18 protein-coding genes and 1 tRNA gene are annotated in these 16296 nt (G+C 61.2%); 10 read left to right on the top strand and 9 right to left on the bottom strand.

All coding sequences use genetic code 11. From position 1 onward, the window contains the following. The first annotated feature begins 25 nt into the window (after positions 1–25). The gene (locus CJEIK_RS04760) at positions 26–529 is read left to right on the top strand and encodes a hypothetical protein (protein ID WP_011273495.1); all 504 of its coding nucleotides are present in this window, start codon (positions 26–28) and stop codon (positions 527–529) included. Here CJEIK_RS04760 and CJEIK_RS04755 read toward each other — a convergent pair. The 5 genes from CJEIK_RS04755 to secA2 all read right to left on the bottom strand — a co-directional run bounded on the left by CJEIK_RS04755 (position 526) and on the right by secA2 (position 5308). Next, positions 526–1038: a MerR family transcriptional regulator gene (locus CJEIK_RS04755; RefSeq protein ID WP_005294601.1), complete on the bottom strand. Its 513-nt coding sequence runs from the start codon at positions 1036–1038 to the stop codon at positions 526–528. The genes CJEIK_RS04760 and CJEIK_RS04755 overlap by 4 nt on opposite strands. Positions 1039–1162: 124 nt before the next feature. After that, complete coding sequence (locus CJEIK_RS04750) at positions 1163–1660, bottom strand: hypothetical protein (protein WP_248623856.1); 498 nt, start codon at positions 1658–1660, stop codon at positions 1163–1165. 82 nt (positions 1661–1742) lie between these two features. Continuing rightward, positions 1743–2480, bottom strand: coding sequence for a transcriptional regulator FtsR (ftsR, locus tag CJEIK_RS04745; protein WP_011273493.1), 738 nt, complete (start codon positions 2478–2480; stop codon positions 1743–1745). A gap of 6 nt (positions 2481–2486) precedes the next feature. Continuing rightward, the gene (gene odhI / locus CJEIK_RS04740) at positions 2487–2921 is read right to left on the bottom strand and encodes an oxoglutarate dehydrogenase inhibitor Odhl (RefSeq protein ID WP_005294594.1); all 435 of its coding nucleotides are present in this window, start codon (positions 2919–2921) and stop codon (positions 2487–2489) included. A gap of 71 nt (positions 2922–2992) precedes the next feature. Continuing rightward, on the bottom strand, positions 2993–5308 hold the full coding sequence (gene secA2, locus CJEIK_RS04735) for an accessory Sec system translocase SecA2 (protein WP_005294593.1): 2316 nt from the start codon (positions 5306–5308) through the stop codon (positions 2993–2995). Positions 5309–5380: 72 nt separating this feature from the next. Between secA2 and CJEIK_RS04730 the strand changes: the two genes are divergently transcribed. The 3 genes from CJEIK_RS04730 to CJEIK_RS04720 all read left to right on the top strand — a co-directional run bounded on the left by CJEIK_RS04730 (position 5381) and on the right by CJEIK_RS04720 (position 6782). Next, complete coding sequence (locus CJEIK_RS04730; RefSeq protein WP_005294590.1) at positions 5381–6130, top strand: alpha/beta hydrolase family protein; 750 nt, start codon at positions 5381–5383, stop codon at positions 6128–6130. A 5-nt stretch (positions 6131–6135) separates the two neighbouring features. Continuing rightward, positions 6136–6639 (top strand): ribonuclease E activity regulator RraA, encoded by a 504-nt coding sequence (gene rraA, locus CJEIK_RS04725; RefSeq protein ID WP_005294589.1) that lies wholly within the window; start codon positions 6136–6138, stop codon positions 6637–6639. A 69-nt stretch (positions 6640–6708) separates the two neighbouring features. Next, positions 6709–6782: transfer RNA gene (locus CJEIK_RS04720), tRNA-Pro, on the top strand. Between the two features lie 210 nt (positions 6783–6992). On the opposite strand, the gene CJEIK_RS04715 is transcribed toward CJEIK_RS04720, so the two are convergent. Next, positions 6993–7430 (bottom strand): hypothetical protein, encoded by a 438-nt coding sequence (locus tag CJEIK_RS04715; protein WP_005294587.1) that lies wholly within the window; start codon positions 7428–7430, stop codon positions 6993–6995. Positions 7431–7920: 490 nt separating this feature from the next. On the opposite strand from CJEIK_RS04715, the gene CJEIK_RS04710 reads away from it, so the two are divergent. After that, on the top strand, positions 7921–8316 hold the full coding sequence (locus CJEIK_RS04710; protein WP_005294585.1) for a hypothetical protein: 396 nt from the start codon (positions 7921–7923) through the stop codon (positions 8314–8316). An 84-nt stretch (positions 8317–8400) separates the two neighbouring features. Here the strand turns inward: CJEIK_RS04710 and CJEIK_RS04705 are convergent, their stop codons facing one another. Both CJEIK_RS04705 and CJEIK_RS04700 read right to left on the bottom strand, forming a co-directional pair. Then, positions 8401–8541, bottom strand: coding sequence for a type II toxin-antitoxin system Phd/YefM family antitoxin (locus CJEIK_RS04705; RefSeq protein ID WP_005294583.1), 141 nt, complete (start codon positions 8539–8541; stop codon positions 8401–8403). 15 nt (positions 8542–8556) lie between these two features. Next, on the bottom strand, positions 8557–9870 hold the full coding sequence (locus CJEIK_RS04700; RefSeq protein ID WP_005294581.1) for a glycosyltransferase family 87 protein: 1314 nt from the start codon (positions 9868–9870) through the stop codon (positions 8557–8559). 159 nt (positions 9871–10029) lie between these two features. On the opposite strand from CJEIK_RS04700, the gene CJEIK_RS04695 reads away from it, so the two are divergent. The 5 genes from CJEIK_RS04695 (at position 10030) to CJEIK_RS04675 (ending at position 14572) form a co-directional block, all read left to right on the top strand. Further along, a complete protein-coding gene (locus tag CJEIK_RS04695) occupies positions 10030–10947 on the top strand; it encodes an ABC transporter ATP-binding protein (protein WP_005294579.1) in 918 nt (305 codons plus the stop codon). Between the two features lie 2 nt (positions 10948–10949). Next, positions 10950–11711 carry an ABC transporter permease gene (locus tag CJEIK_RS04690; protein ID WP_005294577.1) on the top strand — a complete coding sequence of 254 codons (762 nt, stop codon included), beginning with the start codon at positions 10950–10952 and terminating at the stop codon, positions 11709–11711. Continuing rightward, positions 11711–12838 carry a sensor histidine kinase gene (locus CJEIK_RS04685; RefSeq protein WP_005294575.1) on the top strand — a complete coding sequence of 376 codons (1128 nt, stop codon included), beginning with the start codon at positions 11711–11713 and terminating at the stop codon, positions 12836–12838. The genes CJEIK_RS04690 and CJEIK_RS04685 overlap by 1 nt, the downstream gene beginning before the upstream one ends. Continuing rightward, positions 12835–13437: a response regulator transcription factor gene (locus CJEIK_RS04680; RefSeq protein ID WP_005294573.1), complete on the top strand. Its 603-nt coding sequence runs from the start codon at positions 12835–12837 to the stop codon at positions 13435–13437. The genes CJEIK_RS04685 and CJEIK_RS04680 overlap by 4 nt, the downstream gene beginning before the upstream one ends. A 91-nt stretch (positions 13438–13528) precedes the next feature. Next, on the top strand, positions 13529–14572 hold the full coding sequence (locus tag CJEIK_RS04675; RefSeq protein ID WP_005294570.1) for a glycerophosphodiester phosphodiesterase family protein: 1044 nt from the start codon (positions 13529–13531) through the stop codon (positions 14570–14572). Here CJEIK_RS04675 and CJEIK_RS04670 read toward each other — a convergent pair. After that, a complete protein-coding gene (locus CJEIK_RS04670) occupies positions 14569–16263 on the bottom strand; it encodes an ABC-ATPase domain-containing protein (RefSeq protein WP_005294568.1) in 1695 nt (564 codons plus the stop codon). The genes CJEIK_RS04675 and CJEIK_RS04670 overlap by 4 nt on opposite strands. Positions 16264–16296: the final 33 nt, after the last annotated feature.

Genomic DNA, 16296 nt, shown 5'->3' with positions numbered 1-16296 from the left:
AGAGCTACTGGGAGGAAGAAGAATCGTGGCACGTCACGCAAGCGGAAAGCAGAACTATCGAGTAGCCGGGTGGGTCTGGGGCGCGCTCGTGACCGTGATCGTGGTAGCGCTCCTGGTGGCCGGGTGGGTTGCGTTGGCGCGGAACAACCAGGAGGACCTGGCCACTCCGGAATGCCCGCAGGGGGAATTCGTGGTGCAGGTGTGGGCAGCGAATGAGGCGGAATTAAAGGATGCGGTGCAGAAGTTTAACGACTCAAATGAGGTCGAACTTGACCACTGCCTGAAGGCGGAGGTCGTGCGCAAGCCGGACGCGGAAGCGATTAAGTCCTACAAGGCATGGGGTGAGGGCGGACAGCCGGGTGCGGAGCTGTGGAAGCCAGCGGATCGGCAGAAGGCCGATGAAGCACTGGCTGTCTCCAAGGTGGAGGTTGCAGAAGAGAATGGTGGAGTGCTGGCCCCGCAGCTGCGGGATAATCCCCTACCCGAGCTAGAACAGCGCGCGCGGGGAGCTTTTCTGAGGCAGCTCTAGGCCATACGGCGACGGCGACGCTCGGCCAGCTCGTCGATGGCAGCGTCCTGCACAACCTTCTCAGACGGGAAGGCGGTAATCGTGCCGGTGAGTTCCTTCATCAGTCCCGGGACTGCAATGCCGAACACGCCCTGGCCGCCGTTGAGGAGGTCAATGACTTCTTCGGAGGAACGGCACTCGTAGACAGTGTGGCCGTCGGAGACAAGGGTGATGCCGGCGAGGTCATCGACGCCCAAGTTCTCCAGCTTTTCTACAGCCTTGCGGATGTTCTGCAGGGAAATGCCGGTATCCAGCAGGCCCTTCACGATCTTCAGCACCAAAATGTCGCGGAAGGAGTAAAGGCGCTGGGAGCCGGAACCAGCGGCGTTACGGATGCTGGGTTGAACCAGCTTTGTGCGGGCCCAGTAGTCCAGCTGACGGTAGGTGATGCCGGCGACTTGGCAGGCGATCGGTACGCGGTAGCCGACCTCGTCGTCGGGGCCATGGACGTCGAAAAGGGCATCCTGCATGAAACACTCCTGGTGTAATTTCAATTCTCTTCTAAAGATTAGACCGGTTTGCGGCTCAGTCAACCGCTAGCCGAACATTACTTTAACACGAGTCACAAAAATCACACGTGTAACAACAGGCGTGTCATTCCTTTAACCAGTCGTCGAGGTCGCTCGACAGACCCAGGCCCTCCCACATTTGTTGGAAGTCGGAATCCGCGTTGTCGCTTACGGTGAACCCCATATCTTCCGGGTTCCAGTCCAGCAGGAAGTCCACCTGGTCACCGTCTTCGTCCACCTGCTTGAGCTTCGCTTCGAGCTCGTCAACCCAAGCCGGGTTAACGCGGATGAGCGCACTCTCTACCCCGGGGTCCACACGCACGTCGAAGATGACGCCCGCGTGCCACAGAGGTTCCAGGATCGAAGGGCGAATGTCGATGAAACGCTCGGACTCTCCCTCTTCCAGCACCAACCCGGCGGTCATCTGGCCGCGAGAGTTAGTGACGATGCGGGCAAACCACGGGTCGCACGCCTCGTCGTGTTTCAGGATATTCGCCAGAACCTCGGCATCCGTGGGGCGCCCGCCCAGATCCAACGTTGGTTCTACCCAGATCGGCAGGATATGGGTGCGCTGGGGGGTCATAAAAATAAGACAGTCGGGCACGGGCGCGCCGCAGCCGAGCGAGCTACCGACAGCGCGGCCGAGAAAGACGACTTCGGTGCCTTTAGCCAAGGTTGCCCTTCACCAGCGCGGTGTTGAGGGAAATGATCAGCGCAGACATCTCGCGGGCGGTCTCGGCGGAACGCTGCTGGGCGTTCTCGTCGCGGCCATGAGCCAGCGGGGAGGCGATGCGGGAAACCATGTCGAACTGGCGGTTCGCGATGGTCAGCAGTGCCTTCAGGTGGCGGTTGTCCAGGCCGTGGTCGGTCAGGTTCTGTGCAATCTGCACGATCTCTACGTCATCGACCGAGAAGAAACCGGCCGGGTCAGCGGAGATCAGCCCCATGCGGATCAGGGATCCGGTGAAGGAATCCTGCACGTTGGCGCGCGCCGTAACGTCCGCGCGAGTCAGGCGGCGGGACTGCGTGGCCCGCATCTGCTCCGGAGAAATCGCACCGGGGGCAGACTTGCGGGCGGCGGTCACCGGGGTGACCTTGCCGGAGTCCATGGCCTCCAAGCGTTCGCGGATAACCTTCAGCGGAAGGTAGTTATCCCGCTGGAGGGTCAGAATGTAGCGCAGCCTGGAAATATCCTCCGGGGAAAAGCGCCGGTAGCCGCTCTGGGAACGGCGCGGGCTGACCAAGCCTTCAGATTCCAGGAAGCGGATCTTCGAGACGGTGACGTCCGGAAAGTCCGGCTTCAGCTGCTTCAGCACATCGCCGATGGACGAGGTGGGAAGAACCTTTCCGGCTGGTGAGGAGGAAGGTGCAGGAGCGCTAGCGTGGCTTCTCTGTGCGCTCACTGTTCCTTAGGCTTCCTTCGAACCGTTCAGGAACACCAGGCGGAACTTGCCGATCTGGATCTCGTCGCCATTAGACAGAACCGAGGAGTTCTTCGGCTCACGGTTGACGTAGGTGCCGTTCAGGGATCCGACGTCGACAACCTCGTACTGGTCGCCATTGCGGCGGAACTCGGCGTGACGGCGAGAAACGGTGACGTCATCCAGGAAGATGTCGCTGTCCGGGTGGCGGCCAGCGGCGGTCGTTTCCTGGTCCAGCAGGAAGCGGGAGCCAGCGTTCGGGCCGCGCTTCACAACCAGCAGCGCGGAGCCCTCAGGAAGGCCCTCCACACCGGCGGGAGAGGCATCGTGCTGCGAACCAGACTCCATCTCCTTTAGAAGGTCTGCGCGAAAGACTGACGTGGTCTCGACAGAAGCCTCAGGCACTCCGGTGTTATCGCTCATAGCTTTCAAGTCCTCTCATTCGAACTAATCGGTTCGGCTTTAACAATACGTCTAACAATACCCTAAAGCAGCTAGCGGAACATCTGAACGATAGACCCCATCACAGATCCCCCAGAGGAGGACAGCGGGTTGTCGTTCACCATGTAAGTCCACGTTGCGCTGGGCTTGTGAAGGCCCATCTCGCCCAGCTGGGCACCGTCGGAAGTGATCTCTACCTCGTCAAACGTCTCGCGTGCCTTGTTGACGGCGCGCTCGGCCAGCTCGCCGAAGGCGGCGATGGACATGCGGTGGAACTCGTCGATCGGCGATTCGCGGGCGATGGCACGCAGGTGGATGGACTCGCGCACGTCATCCAGGTAAGCCAGGTGCTCCGACCACTCGTTATCCAGGTGGAACAGCATGATTTCGCGGGCGGCCTGCTCCAGCACCTCCTCGCTAATCCCCTGCTTCTTCAGCTCCGCGGCACGGTCGACGTTGTGGTAGCTCAGGTCGTCCCAGGCCGCGGCGGTATCCAGCAGGGTGTCCCGGCGATCGTTAACGATGTCGCGCTGGTCCTTGATCAGCTTGTTGTACTTCCAGGTAGTGGCGTGAATGTCCAACATCTGGCCCTCCGTCACGCGCTGGCAGTGGTCCACAAACTGCTGGACCTTCTTCTGCGGGAGCAGGCCGTCTTCCTCTGGCTGGGCCTGCAGCTCCTCCCCTGCTCCACCAATCGCGACCACATCGTCTTCCAGGGATACGAAGAACAGGGAGCTGCCTGGATCGCCCTGACGGCCCGCGCGGCCGCGCAGCTGGTTATCCAATCGCTGGGAGCGGAAGCGGCCCACGCCCACGACGTGCAGGCCGCCGGTCTCCACGACCTCGTCGTGTTCGGCCTCGTCGGTACCGCCTAGCTTGATGTCCGTACCGCGGCCGGCCATCTGCGTGGAGACGGTCACGCGGCCCGGGCGGCCGGCCTCGGCGACGACGGCCGCCTCGGCCTCGTGGTTCTTCGCGTTCAGCACGGAGCACTCCACGCCCGCGGAGAGCAGGGCCTCTGCCAGTTCCTCGGATTCCGCGACGTCCTGGGTGCCCACCAGCTGCGGCTGGCCGGTCTTCTGTACCTCGACGATGTGCTTGACCACCGCGTCGTTGCGCTCGGCGGCGGAGACGTACACCCGGTCGGCTTCGTCGAAGCGGATGTTCGGCACGTTCGGTTCAATGACGGAGACCTGCAGGTTGTAGAACTGTCGCAGCTGGTCGCCGGCTGCCAGGGCCGTACCGGTCATGCCGCAGACTTCGGGGTACATGCCGACCAGCGCCTGGATGGTGATCTGGTCGAGGATGCGGCCGCCGTCGGTAACGTCCAGCCCCTCCTTGGCCTCCACTGCGGCCTGCAAGCCATCGGGCCAACGCTGTAGCTCGGCCACGCGGCCGCGGGAGCCGTCAATAAGAGCAACCTTGCCGTCGCGCACGATGTAGTGGACGTCTCGGATCAGCAGGTGCTCGGCGTGTAGGGCGACGTTGACCTGCACTAGTAGCTCGCCTTCGTCTTCGTAGAGGGACTCCACGCCCAGTTCCTTCTCCACGAATGCTGCGCCCTCGTCGGTGAGGAAGACGTTGCGGTGATCCTCGGAGACGTGGAAGTGCTTGTCTTCCTCCATGCGCTTGACCAGGTCGGTAATGCGGCCGGCGGGCGCGGGGCCGGGCTCGGAACCGGCGAGCACCAATGGCACCAGAGCCTCGTCGACCATCACCGAGTCGGCCTCATCGATCACGGCCACGTCCGCCGGGGTGCGCACCTGGTCGGCGCGGCGGGTGATCAGCTGGTCGCGCAGGACGTCGAAGCCGAGCTCGTTGATGGCGCCGAAAATGACGTCGCGGGAGTAAATATCGCGGCGCTGGTCCGCGGTGAGGTCCTCGTGGATCGCGCCGTGGGTCAGCCCGAAGAAGTCGAACATCGGACCCATCCAGTCGTTATCACGCCCAGCTAGGTAGCTGTTGACCGTGATGACGTGCACGCGCTTGCCCTGCAAGGCGAAGCCGACGGCGGCCATCGCACCGGCTAGGGTCTTGCCCTCACCGGTGGCCATCTCCACCACATCGCCGTGCAAAAGGCGGTAGGTGCCCTGCATCTGCACGTCGAAAGGCTCCATGTTCAGGGTGCGGCTTGCCGCTTCACGGAGGATCGCCAGCAGCGCGGGGGCGTCGTCTACCTGCCCACCGAAGTGGTGGCCATCCTCGCTAGTGGATTGTTCGGTGACCACGTCCGAGGCGGCGTCACGAAGCTCCGCATCGCTTAGCCCCGAGTAGCGCGACGAGTCGGCCTGAGCGACCACGGCCCGGCTTTTCTTCTGATTCTTCTTTGGGGAAGATCCCATCGCCTTCCAGAACCAGTCAAATGCCATGAATGTGCCCTTCGAGTTTGAGGTGTAAGAATATGTAGACCACGTTAATCGACTTAAGGCGAGAGGCGATCCATGACCCGCACGATACGCTCCGTTCACGTGACCATTCCCACAGAAAGTGGCTGGCAGTTGGCGGGAACGGTGGATATGCCGCGGGATGTGAAGTTGGAGGATGCGCCGCGGCGGGCAGTTGTCGCGCACTGCTTTACGTGTACGCGCGGGGCGATTGGGGTGACGCGCATTTCCAAGGCGCTGGCGCGGGCAGGTTATGCGAGCTTGCGCTTCGACTTCGCTGGACTGGGTGACTCGGGTGGCGAGTTCGAGGAGACCACGCTGGCGACGAACGTTTCCGACGTGCGCGCTGCCGCCGAGTGGTTCGGCGGGGCGGAGTTGCTCGTGGGGCATTCGCTGGGAGGCACCGCGGTGCAGCGGGCGGCGGCGGAGGTCGCTTCGGTGGAGAGCATCGTGACCGTCGGCACGCCCTTTGAACTGCAGGAAACCGCGAAGCGCGCGCCGGAGATCATGCAGATGTTCGAGCGCCAGCGGGAGCTTTCTTTGGGCCAGGCGCTGTTGGATGAGCTCGCCGCGGCCGATTCGGCCGATACTGTGGCCGCCGTTTCTTCTAGTGACGCCACGTCTCTGGTGCTGCACTCCCCCGATGACCAGGTAGTTCCCGTGGCGGAGGCGCATGCGATGCGGGCGGCACTGCCTCGCGCGGACTGGGTGAGCCTGGAGGGGATGGATCACCTGCTGCTGCAGAGGGGATCCGGGCAGCGTGTAGGCGAAATGATCGCGGCGTGGGAAGGCTTGCGCTTAAAGTAGGTGGCATGGCTGAAGAGAAACTGACTTTTATTCCGACCGCCGACCTGGTGGACATCATTGGCAGCGACGTGCGCAGCTGCGACACGCAGTTCCGCGACCTGGGCGGCGTGGTGGAGTTCTGCGGGAAGATCACCACGGTGAAGTGCTTCCAGGACAATGCGCTGCTGAAGAGCGTGCTGCAGGAGGACAATCCGGGTGGCGTGCTGGTGATCGACGGAGATGCGTCGATGCACACTGCGCTGGTGGGCGACATTATTGCGGGCCTGGGCAAGGATCACGGCTGGGCCGGAGTGGTGATTAACGGGCCGATCCGTGATTCCAAGGTGATTGGCCAGATGGAGTTCGGCTGCAAGGCGCTGGGCACCAACCCGCGCAAGTCCACGAAGACCGGCGAGGGCGAGCGCGACGTGACGGTGAGCTTCGGCGGCGTGGACTTCGTCCCCGGCGAGTACATCTACTGCGATTCGGACGGCATTATCGTTTCCGACGAGATTGTGCAGCCGGTCTAAGCAGGGGATTTCCTAACGGCGATGGGAGTGGGGTAACCTATCGCCGTTGTCCTTTTAACAGGGCTTCGGCGGACTGTGGCGCAGCTTGGTAGCGCACTACACTGGGGGTGTAGGGGTCGCAGGTTCAAATCCTGTCAGTCCGACAAATTTTCACTATTATCCGGGGTATAACCTCACCACCACCACAGAAAAAGAATAGCTACACCGGAGTTGCTATCGGTGCGGCCATTGGCCTTGTACTAGGCTTGGCGATCGCACTAATCTTGGATTTCTTTATCCCGATTGGGGTTGCTTTCGGCCTCTCTCTTGGCGCGGGTATCGGGCTGGCGTTGAGCTATAGGGAATGACCCCGGTTATTTCTTTCCGAACAGCCTGCCAAAGAAGGATGCTCTCTTTCTCACAGTCGTTGTTGCTGCGCCTTCATTTGCAGACCTGTTCCCGTGGACGTCCTGTTTAGTTGTCCTATACGCGAAATACTGTCCCTCAACGTCAAACAAGTCATCGCGGTAACCAACAGCCCCTACTGCGCGAGGGAGTTCCTGGATGATCAGGTCGCCGTCCACCTCGGCTGGCTCCCCTGCCTCGCTGCCTTCACGAAAGACGAAGGCGGACTCGTCAACGACTGGAACACCTTCGTCAAGCTCCTCATCACCAGCAAGCAGGTGCCGTACAAGTGTTCCATCAACGAATACACGGTAATCCACGAACCCAGTTGAAGACACCGTGCTTGCCACGTGCCAGGTGCCTGGGAGTGGCAGTGAGTTGGTTTCGAAATGCTCCGCGATCTGCATTTCTGGGTCCCACAGAACAGTCCAGTTACCCGGCCGAGCTACCGCAAAAAACCGGTTCGCCGGGGCATGAAATGCGGTCCACAGGTCACCATTTTCCTTAATAGGGGTAAGCCCCCAGGCTTCCAGTTGCCCTGATGCTACAGATTCGTTTGTGAGGATTAGCGACGTCGTTAGTCCCATACCCAAAGCTTAACCAAACGTGATCCATCCGGAGGGCGCTGAAGGCTGTCACTTACTGCCACACCTTCTCGTCAACTAATAGTTGACACCCGTGTTAACCTATGGTTGACTAACGGTCATGGATCCATTGACAAATATCCGACACACACTGCAAGCAGTCAGCCTCGCCGAACACGAGTTGGAAGATGCCGTCGCGCAAGCTAGACATGCGGGACATTCATGGGCGGACGTTGGGCAAGCGCTTAATGTTTCCCGCCAGGCAGCCTTTAAACGATTCGGCGCGGTGCGAAACCCCTTTACAGGAGAAACCATGGCCCCAGTATCAACCGACAAGCTCCCAGAGATCTCAGACAAGCTCATTCGCCACATTGCAAAGGGCGAAGAGGCAGAAACCGTTGAAATGCTCGATCCTCACGTCCGTGAAGACCTCCCCTGGTCCGTCATCGTGGACGTGTGGACATCCATCCTGACCGACTTCGGCGAGCTCCACGAGATCACCGACCAGACGATCGTCCCCATCAAGGGAGACCGCAACGCGGCACCGGCGTCAGAAGCACTCTCTACAAAAAGCACGGGCACCTCTGTCGTCGTCTCGACGCTCAATCACGAAGCCGGCGAACTGATGTCTCGGATCGCCGTCAGCCGAAAGGGCACGGTCGTTGGCGTTCTTTTCTTGACGCCCGATGCCACGGACTACCCGTTCTAAGTCAGCGCCCGTAGTGGTAGCGGCAATCTGCTGTCTACCACCACAAATAGTCCTCCCAGGCAGACTCATCCCAAACGAGAATCATTAGTCCTCAATGAGGTCGTGATGGGCGCCGCGCCCCCGCTCCAGATTCTCGATGGAACCGAGGAGGCGGCGAGCGTTCTCGGGGGAGCGCAGAAGGTAAGCAGTTTCTCGCAGCGATTCGTACTCGGTATAGCTAAACATTTTCACAGCGCACCCCTACAGAGAACCAGCAGCGGCGCGCTCGGTCCCAGTAGCTCGGCGGTCCGTGAAATACCGGACCGTATAGTACGCTGCGGCCACCACGACGAAGGCCACGCCCAGGAAGGTGAAGGCGCCCTGCCACAGCGGGTTATCGTGAGCCACGCCCTGGCCGAAGAAGCCGAACCTGCGGGACGTTGCGTTGCTGACGAAAGGCAGGAACACAACTGTCAGGGCCGCCACTACGGCAAAGCTCAGCAGCTGTTCGAGAACCCAGCCCGGCGCGCCCTTCACCTTGTCTGAGACCGCCCGTACGAGCTGGAACCCGGCGTCCAGAAAAACGACAAAGAGCGGCACCAAGAACACCCAGTGGTGATACCAGCTAAACGGCGAGATGATGCAGGCAACAACCCCGCCGAGGGCCATGATCATCGAGTAGTTACCGCGGCGATAGCAGCCCAGGACCACGATACTGTACAGCGCCAAGATGACGACCACGCAGGCGAGCCACAGTACCGTGCTGTCGTAACCCAGGCGGTGGAAGACGGCGCCGAGGGACTGCGCGCCCGGGTTGTCCTCGCCGCCGATGCGCTGCGTTTCGAAGATTTTGGTCTGCCAGAAAGACTTGGCGTCCGGGACGAAAAGGAAGCCGATGACGATGGTCGCGAGGATCGTGAGGGTCATGTAAACCATTGCGTGCCAGCGCCTGCCCAGCAACAGCGGCAGGTAGAAGAAGACCGGGGTGAGTTTAATGCCGGCGGCCAGGCCGCTGAAGATGCCGCCGCCCTTGTTGCCGGTGCGCCTGCGCAGGAAATCCAGGGCAACCAAGCCCATGAGGAAGATGTTGATCTGGCCCCAGAAGAAAGTACCGAAGACCGGAGCCAGGTTGAACGATGCGACTAGTGCTGCCAGGGAAACGAGGATCAACCCCGGGGACCAGGCATAACCGCGCTCGCGGAAAACCCCGACGATCACCGCAAACAGCACCAAGGCGGTGAGGCCTAGCCAGATACTTGCCGCAACCTCAAACGGTGCAAGCGGCAGCAACCTAAAAATCACGCCAGAAAAGGGCGGATACGTAAATGGAAGGCCCCCGACGAAAGGCTGAGAATACAGCTCCTGGCCACTGTTCAGTGCCACCGCCGCGTTGTAATAGACCTTGAAATCCGTCGGCCACTTAAAGAGGTTCGTGAACCAGTAAGCACGAACCTCTGGCAAAGTAAGCCGGTACACCGCATACGCAGCGAGAAGAGCGAAAGCCACGAACGCACCAAAAGCGCCCGGCAGCCTCTTGGAGGTGCCGCGCGAACTGGTGGAAGCTATAACACTCATCTCGTTTACTTTAAAACGCAAATCGTTGCTTTTTGGTTACCACGACCAAGCAAGGAAAAAAATTTTGCAGAGCTTATGACAGCCCATGACAAACGTCATGGCTCAATTCGTGATGAACGGTATGCGCGGTCCCTACTTCGGCGAAATAGCGTAAAAACCATGAGTACAACAAAACTGGCACAGGCCATAGAAGTAAGAGGAATCAGCAAGACCTTCAAGCCACGTTCCAACCAACCGGTGCACGCGCTGAAGGACGTTAGCCTCAGCGTTCGCCCGGGCGAGATCATCGCACTGCTCGGCACCAACGGCGCGGGCAAGACCACCCTCGTGGACCTGATCCTAGGGCTCACTTCCCCGACCGCCGGCACAGTGAAAGTTATGGGGCAAACCCCCAAGCAGGCCGTGTACAACCAGAACATCAGCGCACTGTTGCAGACCGGTGGCCTGCTCCACGATCTGACCGTGAAGGACACTGTGGAGATGATCGCCGCCGCCTTCCCCGAGCACCTACCGCTCGACGAGGTTATCGAGCAGGCCAACCTGGAGCCGATCTACAAGCGCCGCGTAGGCAAGTGCTCCGGCGGCGAGCAGCAGCGCCTTCGCTTCGCCCTAGCAATCCTCGGCAACCCGGACATCCTCATCCTCGATGAGCCCACCGCTGGTATGGACGCCGGCGCACGCCACCGCTTCTGGGACTCCATGAAGCATCAGGCGCAGCTGGGCCGCACTATCATCTTCGCGACCCACTACCTAGAGGAAGCGGACAACTTCGCCCAACGCATCGTGCTTATGCACGAAGGCGAAATTGTTGCCGACGGCACCACCGACGAGCTGCGAAACATGAGTGCCAACCGCGTGGTTAGCGCCGAGTTCCCGGGTGGATTCCCCGAGCTATCGAGCCTTAGGGGCGTCATAAAGAGCGAAGCAAACGGCCGTCGCCTTCGTATCACTACCAACGACTCTGACGCGCTTGCCCGGTACCTGTTGACGGAAACTGACGCCCGCGATCTCGACATCACTAGCCACAGCCTGGAGGACACATTCCTTGCGCTGACGAACGAAAACGAGGAGGCCTAACAATGAGCACCACCCTAAAATTCGCCGGTCACGAGCTACTACGCCTGCGCCGGGACATGACCACCTTGTTCTTCAGCGTCGGTCTGCCGATCTTCTTCTACCTGATTTTCGGCGCAATGCAGGAATATGGCGATCAGGAAATGAACGGCGGAAACGTCTCCGCGTTCGTCATGCTGGGCATGGCCTTCTACGCCGGCGTAGTAGGCGCCGTCGGCGCAGCGGGTACTTCCGTGACAGATAACCGCAGTGGTTGGGGCAGGCAGCTGGCCCTTACTCCCCTGCGCCCGTGGCAGCTAGCCTTCGCCAATGGCCTGAGCATCGCCGTGCGTGCGGTGCTGCCGATCGTGGCCGTGTTTATAGTCGGCGGGCTAACCCGGGCCCACATGCAGGCCGACCAGTGGGCGCTGAGTTTTGTCGCATGTGTACTGTGTGCCATACCTTTCGGCTTCTACGGCTTGGCGTGGACACTGACTATTCCGAAGGAGAACACGGTGGCCATCGCCACTGCCTCCATCGTGATCCTGGCCTTCGCCGGAAACGTTTTTATGCCACTCAGCGGATCGCTTCTGCAGGTGGGCCGTTTCACTCCCATGTACGGCGCGATGATGCTAGTTCGCTGGCCGCTGGCCGAAGGCGCTCAACTGCTCGACCACGGATTCATCAACGACCCGATGTGGTACGCCTGGGTTAGCATCGCGGTATGGACGGCGATTTTCGTGGGAGTCTGCTTGCTCATGGGCAAGCGCGACAAGGAGCGCAGCTAATGCGCCCTTTTGACGGGTTTCAGTTGAACTCCGCCATCTTCGCCTCGATATGGCTGATATTCCTGGTGCCCGTCGCTCTGCAGGTTTACACAGGGGAAGGATTCGCCACTACGGCGAAAGCCTGGATGACTATATGCCTGCTGGCCTTCGGCACGTTCTACTTCTACGCCTTCGGCTCGCTGGGATACTTTCCACGCGGCTGGGGAACACTAGCGCGGGCACTTCTGCGCTGGGGCATACTGCTAGCCATTGCGTTGGCCAGCGTGCCAGCGATGCAGGCTGGCGCGGTGGCCTTTGCCCCCTACCTAGCCGCGATGTTGGGATTCACGGTGACGCTGCGGAAGGCACTGCCGATCGTGGTGGCAACGGGTGTACTCGGGACGGTTGCAGTGTGGAACTGGTGGCCGGACGACCTTACCTGGGGCGCATTCACCCTTTTCGTCATGCCGTTGTTACTCGTCGCTCTTGGGATTTTCAGCCAATACGATGAATCTCGCCACAAGCTGCGGCACGAGCTGGACCTGGCGCAGCAGCGGGAGGATATCGCAACGGACGTGCACGATCTGCTGGGTCACTCGCTGACGGTGATCAACCTAAAGTCCGAGGTCGCCAGACGGGCAATGGACAACAACCCCGAGCAGGCTAAGCAGGAACTCAAGGAAATCAGCGACCTCTCCCGCCTAGCCTTGGCGGAGGTGCGTTCGACGGTCACCCGAATGCGCACACCCACCTTCGCCGGTGAGCTGCAGGCGGCGCGCCGGGCTTTGGAAACTAAGGGCGTCACTGCACATTTACCCGAACTCCTGCAGGCACCGGGCGCACACGACGCGGTGTTTTCCTGGGGGCTGCGTGAGCTCACGACAAACGTGGTGCGGCACTCCGGGGCGAGCGCGTGCTGGGTGAGCGTCAATGCCCACAAGCTGCAGGTCACCGATAACGGTTGCGGGCTCAACGGTGAGGTCACACAGGGTACAGGCGGTCTGGCCGGTCTGCGCCAAAGAGTCGAGGAAGCCGGCGGGAAGCTGATTGTGCGCCGCGAACGGGGCCTGAGTACCGTGCTGATCGCGATGGAAGACGACGACGAGCTGATCGACGATAGCGCAGTGGCAGAGGAGGCCGCCCGATGACGATTCGTGTACTACTTGCCGAGGATCAATCACTGGTTCGCGGGGCACTGATCGCACTACTGAACGCGGAGCCGGACATCGAGGTCGTTGCCGAATGCGCGACCGGGACCGAGGCCGTGGCACTGGCGCTGGAGCAGCCGATCGACGTGGCTCTGCTAGACATCGAGATGCCTGGGATGAACGGCATCGATGCTGCGAAGGAGCTTGCCGGGAATCGGTGCCGCTGCCTGATCGTCACGACATTCGGCAAAGCCGGGTACGTCAAACGTGCGATGGAAGTGGGCGTGGACGGATTCATCGTTAAGGACACGCCTCCCGAGGAACTCGCCGATGCCATCCGGCGCGTCCATGCAGGCCTGCGCGTTATCGACCCGACGCTTGCCCAGGAAAGCTTATTGACGCCCGATAATCCCCTTAGCGAGAGGGAAACCGAGGTGTGCCAGCAGCTTTTCGAAGGAAAGAGCTCCCCTGCCATCGCCAAGGCGCTGCACCTCTCGCCGGGGACTGTGCGGAATCACATCTCCAGCATTATGACTAAGACGGGCGCGGGGAATCGCTACGAGGCGGCGCACGTGGCGAAGACGAATGGGTGGATCTAGCTCGTGCTGCCGAGTAGCTGAGCGACTGTTAGGTTTGTGTGAGTTACTTCACGACTCCACCGCAGCACTCACAACTCGCAGTAAGGAAAGTATGAAGACACCCCTCACCTGGCGCAAGACCGCTGCCGCAGCAGTGGCCGCCATCGTTTCCCTCGGTTCCGCCGGCACCGCAGTTGCCGCGCAGGGTTCCATCGCCGGATCCTCCTTTAGCTTCGGCTCCTCCATCGCTGGATCCTCGAAGCCTGAGCCAGCCAAGCCACAGGGCTTCGACTTGCAGTCCCACCGTGGTGGACGTGGCGAGTACACCGAGGAATCTCGCAAGGCATTCGAAGAGTCCGTGAAGATGGGCGTATCCACCCTGGAACTGGATATCGTCCTGGCCGAGGATGGCACTCCGGTCGTTTGGCACGACCCAGAGATCCAGGCCGACAAGTGCACCGACACCAAGCCCGCCACCGAGAATGACCCGGAGTTCCCCTACGTAGGCAAGCTCATCCATGAGCTGAACTGGAAGCAGCTGCAGACTCTGAACTGCAACAAGGTGCTGAAGGACTTCCCGGATGCGAAGGCCGAGGAAGAAAACAAGCTGCTGCAGCTGCAAGATGTGTTCGACATCGCCGCTGCCGACCCGCAGATGCGCTTCAACATCGAAACCAAGATCGAGGCAGAGGATCGCGAAAAGTCCGCCGAGCCGCAGGAATTCGTCGACGCGATCCTGCCGGTCGTGCGCGCCAACAAGGCCACATCCCGCACCACCATCCAGTCCTTCGACTGGCGCTCGTTGCCGCTGGTACGCAAGGCCCAGCCGGATATTTCTCTGGCGCTTCTTTATGACGCCACCACGTGGAAGTCCGACTCCCAGTGGATCGGTGACGTTGACTACGACAAGGTTGGCGGCGACGTAAACAAGGCCGCGACCCAGCTGGGTGCGGAGATCCTCTCTCCTCACTACAAGCTGGTCACTCCGGAAAGCGTGGCCTCTGCCCACGAGGCAGGCCTGCAGGTTCTGCCGTGGACCGTCAACGAGAAGCCCGACATGCAGGCGATGATCGACGCGAAGGTCGACGGTCTGATCACCGACTACCCGACCCGCGGCATGGAGGTTCTCAAGGAGAACGAGCGCCAGGTCCTCTAGGCGAGTTTGAGCTCCCGGTAGCGGTTTGCCGCAGCCAGGATTTCCGCCCCGCGCGGGCGACTCAAGTGGCCGGGGTGATCACGCCCCGGCGTCAGCACGGCCAGACCCTTCTCGGTGATCTGCTGCTCCAGACGAGCAACCAGATCCACCAGCGGGGTCTGGCCATCGGCGTTCTTAGACAACCACGCCAGCGCAGCCGCGATCGCCGCTGTCTGAGATGGCGCAACAAGCTGCCCGACGGCGCTTAGGTCAATGTCCGAACGATCCACGCTGATAGTGGATAGCCCGCGAGGTTTTGGAGGCTTGCGAGACGACAGAGTCCCGCGCGCCAGGACACGCTCGGCGGTAATGTGTTGGAACTCCCCCGCTTCTTGCGCATCTTCTGTGTCTACCGGGGTCTGCCTCTCCAGCGCGATCTCATGTGCACGTGCGGTCACCTCGCTGGGACGGTAGGCATCCATCGCAATGACAGTATCGGCCAGCCGCAGATAGGCACCCGAGCCACCAGCGATTAGGACGGTGGAGACCGAGGTGGCGTCATATAAAGAACGAACACGCTGCACAAACGGGGTGATGGGCTCCTTGTTGTTCGGTACGAGGCGCTGCATGAGGCGGTCGCGGATCATGAAGTTAGTGGCCGAGGTGTCCTCGTCGATGAGCAGCGCGCAAGCGCCTGCGGCATGCGCTTCGACGACATTGGCGGCCTGGGAGGTGGAGCCCGATGCGTTCGTGGTGGAAAAGCGGCTCGTGTCGGTGCCAGTGGGCAGATTGGTGATGAACGGCGAAATGTCGTCGCCGGTGATGGGGCGGCCATCCTCAGCGCGGACACTGGCAACGTCGGCACGGGAGATAACCCACTCGCGGCCATCGCCGGAGACGTGCGGGTAAATGCCGCGTTCCAGGGCGCGCAGAAGCGTTGACTTGCCGTGGTAACCACCGCCGACGATGACGGTGAGGCCCTCCGGTATGCCCATCCCCGTGACCGTGCGGCCGCTGGGGAGCTCGAAGGTTTGGGAAAGCGACTCCGGGGATTCAAAAGACGTTGCCCGGTTGGCGGCCAGTGGGCGGTCGCTATCTCCCGCCGCGCGCGGAAGGATCGCGCCGTTGCCGACGAAGGCGACGAGCTTGCGGGACTTCAACTGGGCGCGCAATGCCTCCTGGTCGCGCAGGAGTGCCACGTGATCTTCGAGGGCCTGCACATCGGCGGGGTCAAAGCGATCGTGGCGCAGGCAGTCGTCAGAGAGGTTCGGCAAATCATCGGCCAGCAAATGTGCTGCCTGGCGGCCGAGAATGCGGCGACCTTTGGCGGGGAGGCCGACGAGTAGGCGGGCCTCTACGCGATCCGGGGTGACCAGCACGTGGGTGCGCTCGAGAACCTGCTGACCGATATCGCCGACATGGACGTTGCGCGGTCGGTTGGGATCGGCCTGGATCCGCCGGGCCAGGAAGTCGGCTACCGCTACCCTGCCGGTGGCATCGTCAACGAGGTGCTGTGGGATGCTCGCAACCTTCGTGGGAAGGATGAGCCGCACCTTGGAGGGGCTGGCATAAGGATCGGCCTGCACGCGGTCGATGGAAACCGTCAGACCCGATTCGCTATACGCGCCCTTCAGCTTCTTGTAGGCTCCGTAGCCTGCGCCGTCGAGGCTTTTGGTGCGGGAAAAGAGATCCGAGAGAGTATTTCGTGCCATGTACCCCAGCCTAGGGAAAAAATTTTGAGGCCT

Origin of the sequence: Corynebacterium jeikeium (assembly GCF_028609885.1) — a bacterium.
Classification (GTDB): Bacteria; Actinomycetota; Actinomycetes; order Mycobacteriales; family Mycobacteriaceae; genus Corynebacterium; species Corynebacterium jeikeium.
This window is presented reverse-complemented; position numbering and strand designations above follow the sequence as displayed.

Bases quoted from the DNA above. Each gene is read 5' to 3' on its own strand.
- CJEIK_RS04730 (WP_005294590.1), top strand. From the start codon at position 5,381: ATGACCCGCACGATACGCTCCGTTCACGTGACCATTCCCACAGAAAGT.
- CJEIK_RS04680 (WP_005294573.1), top strand. From the start codon at position 12,835: ATGACGATTCGTGTACTACTTGCCGAGGATCAATCACTGGTTCGCGGG.
- CJEIK_RS04755 (WP_005294601.1), bottom strand. From the start codon at position 1,038: ATGCAGGATGCCCTTTTCGACGTCCATGGCCCCGACGACGAGGTCGGC.
- CJEIK_RS04715 (WP_005294587.1), bottom strand. From the start codon at position 7,430: ATGCAGATCGCGGAGCATTTCGAAACCAACTCACTGCCACTCCCAGGC.
- rraA (WP_005294589.1), top strand. From the start codon at position 6,136: ATGGCTGAAGAGAAACTGACTTTTATTCCGACCGCCGACCTGGTGGAC.
- CJEIK_RS04685 (WP_005294575.1), top strand. From the start codon at position 11,711: ATGCGCCCTTTTGACGGGTTTCAGTTGAACTCCGCCATCTTCGCCTCG.
- CJEIK_RS04690 (WP_005294577.1), top strand. From the start codon at position 10,950: ATGAGCACCACCCTAAAATTCGCCGGTCACGAGCTACTACGCCTGCGC.
- CJEIK_RS04675 (WP_005294570.1), top strand. From the start codon at position 13,529: ATGAAGACACCCCTCACCTGGCGCAAGACCGCTGCCGCAGCAGTGGCC.
- CJEIK_RS04670 (WP_005294568.1), bottom strand. From the start codon at position 16,263: ATGGCACGAAATACTCTCTCGGATCTCTTTTCCCGCACCAAAAGCCTC.
- CJEIK_RS04710 (WP_005294585.1), top strand. From the start codon at position 7,921: ATGGCCCCAGTATCAACCGACAAGCTCCCAGAGATCTCAGACAAGCTC.
- CJEIK_RS04705 (WP_005294583.1), bottom strand. From the start codon at position 8,541: ATGTTTAGCTATACCGAGTACGAATCGCTGCGAGAAACTGCTTACCTT.
- secA2 (WP_005294593.1), bottom strand. From the start codon at position 5,308: ATGGCATTTGACTGGTTCTGGAAGGCGATGGGATCTTCCCCAAAGAAG.
- CJEIK_RS04750 (WP_248623856.1), bottom strand. From the start codon at position 1,660: ATGACCCCCCAGCGCACCCATATCCTGCCGATCTGGGTAGAACCAACG.
- CJEIK_RS04700 (WP_005294581.1), bottom strand. From the start codon at position 9,870: ATGAGTGTTATAGCTTCCACCAGTTCGCGCGGCACCTCCAAGAGGCTG.
- CJEIK_RS04695 (WP_005294579.1), top strand. From the start codon at position 10,030: ATGAGTACAACAAAACTGGCACAGGCCATAGAAGTAAGAGGAATCAGC.
- odhI (WP_005294594.1), bottom strand. From the start codon at position 2,921: ATGAGCGATAACACCGGAGTGCCTGAGGCTTCTGTCGAGACCACGTCA.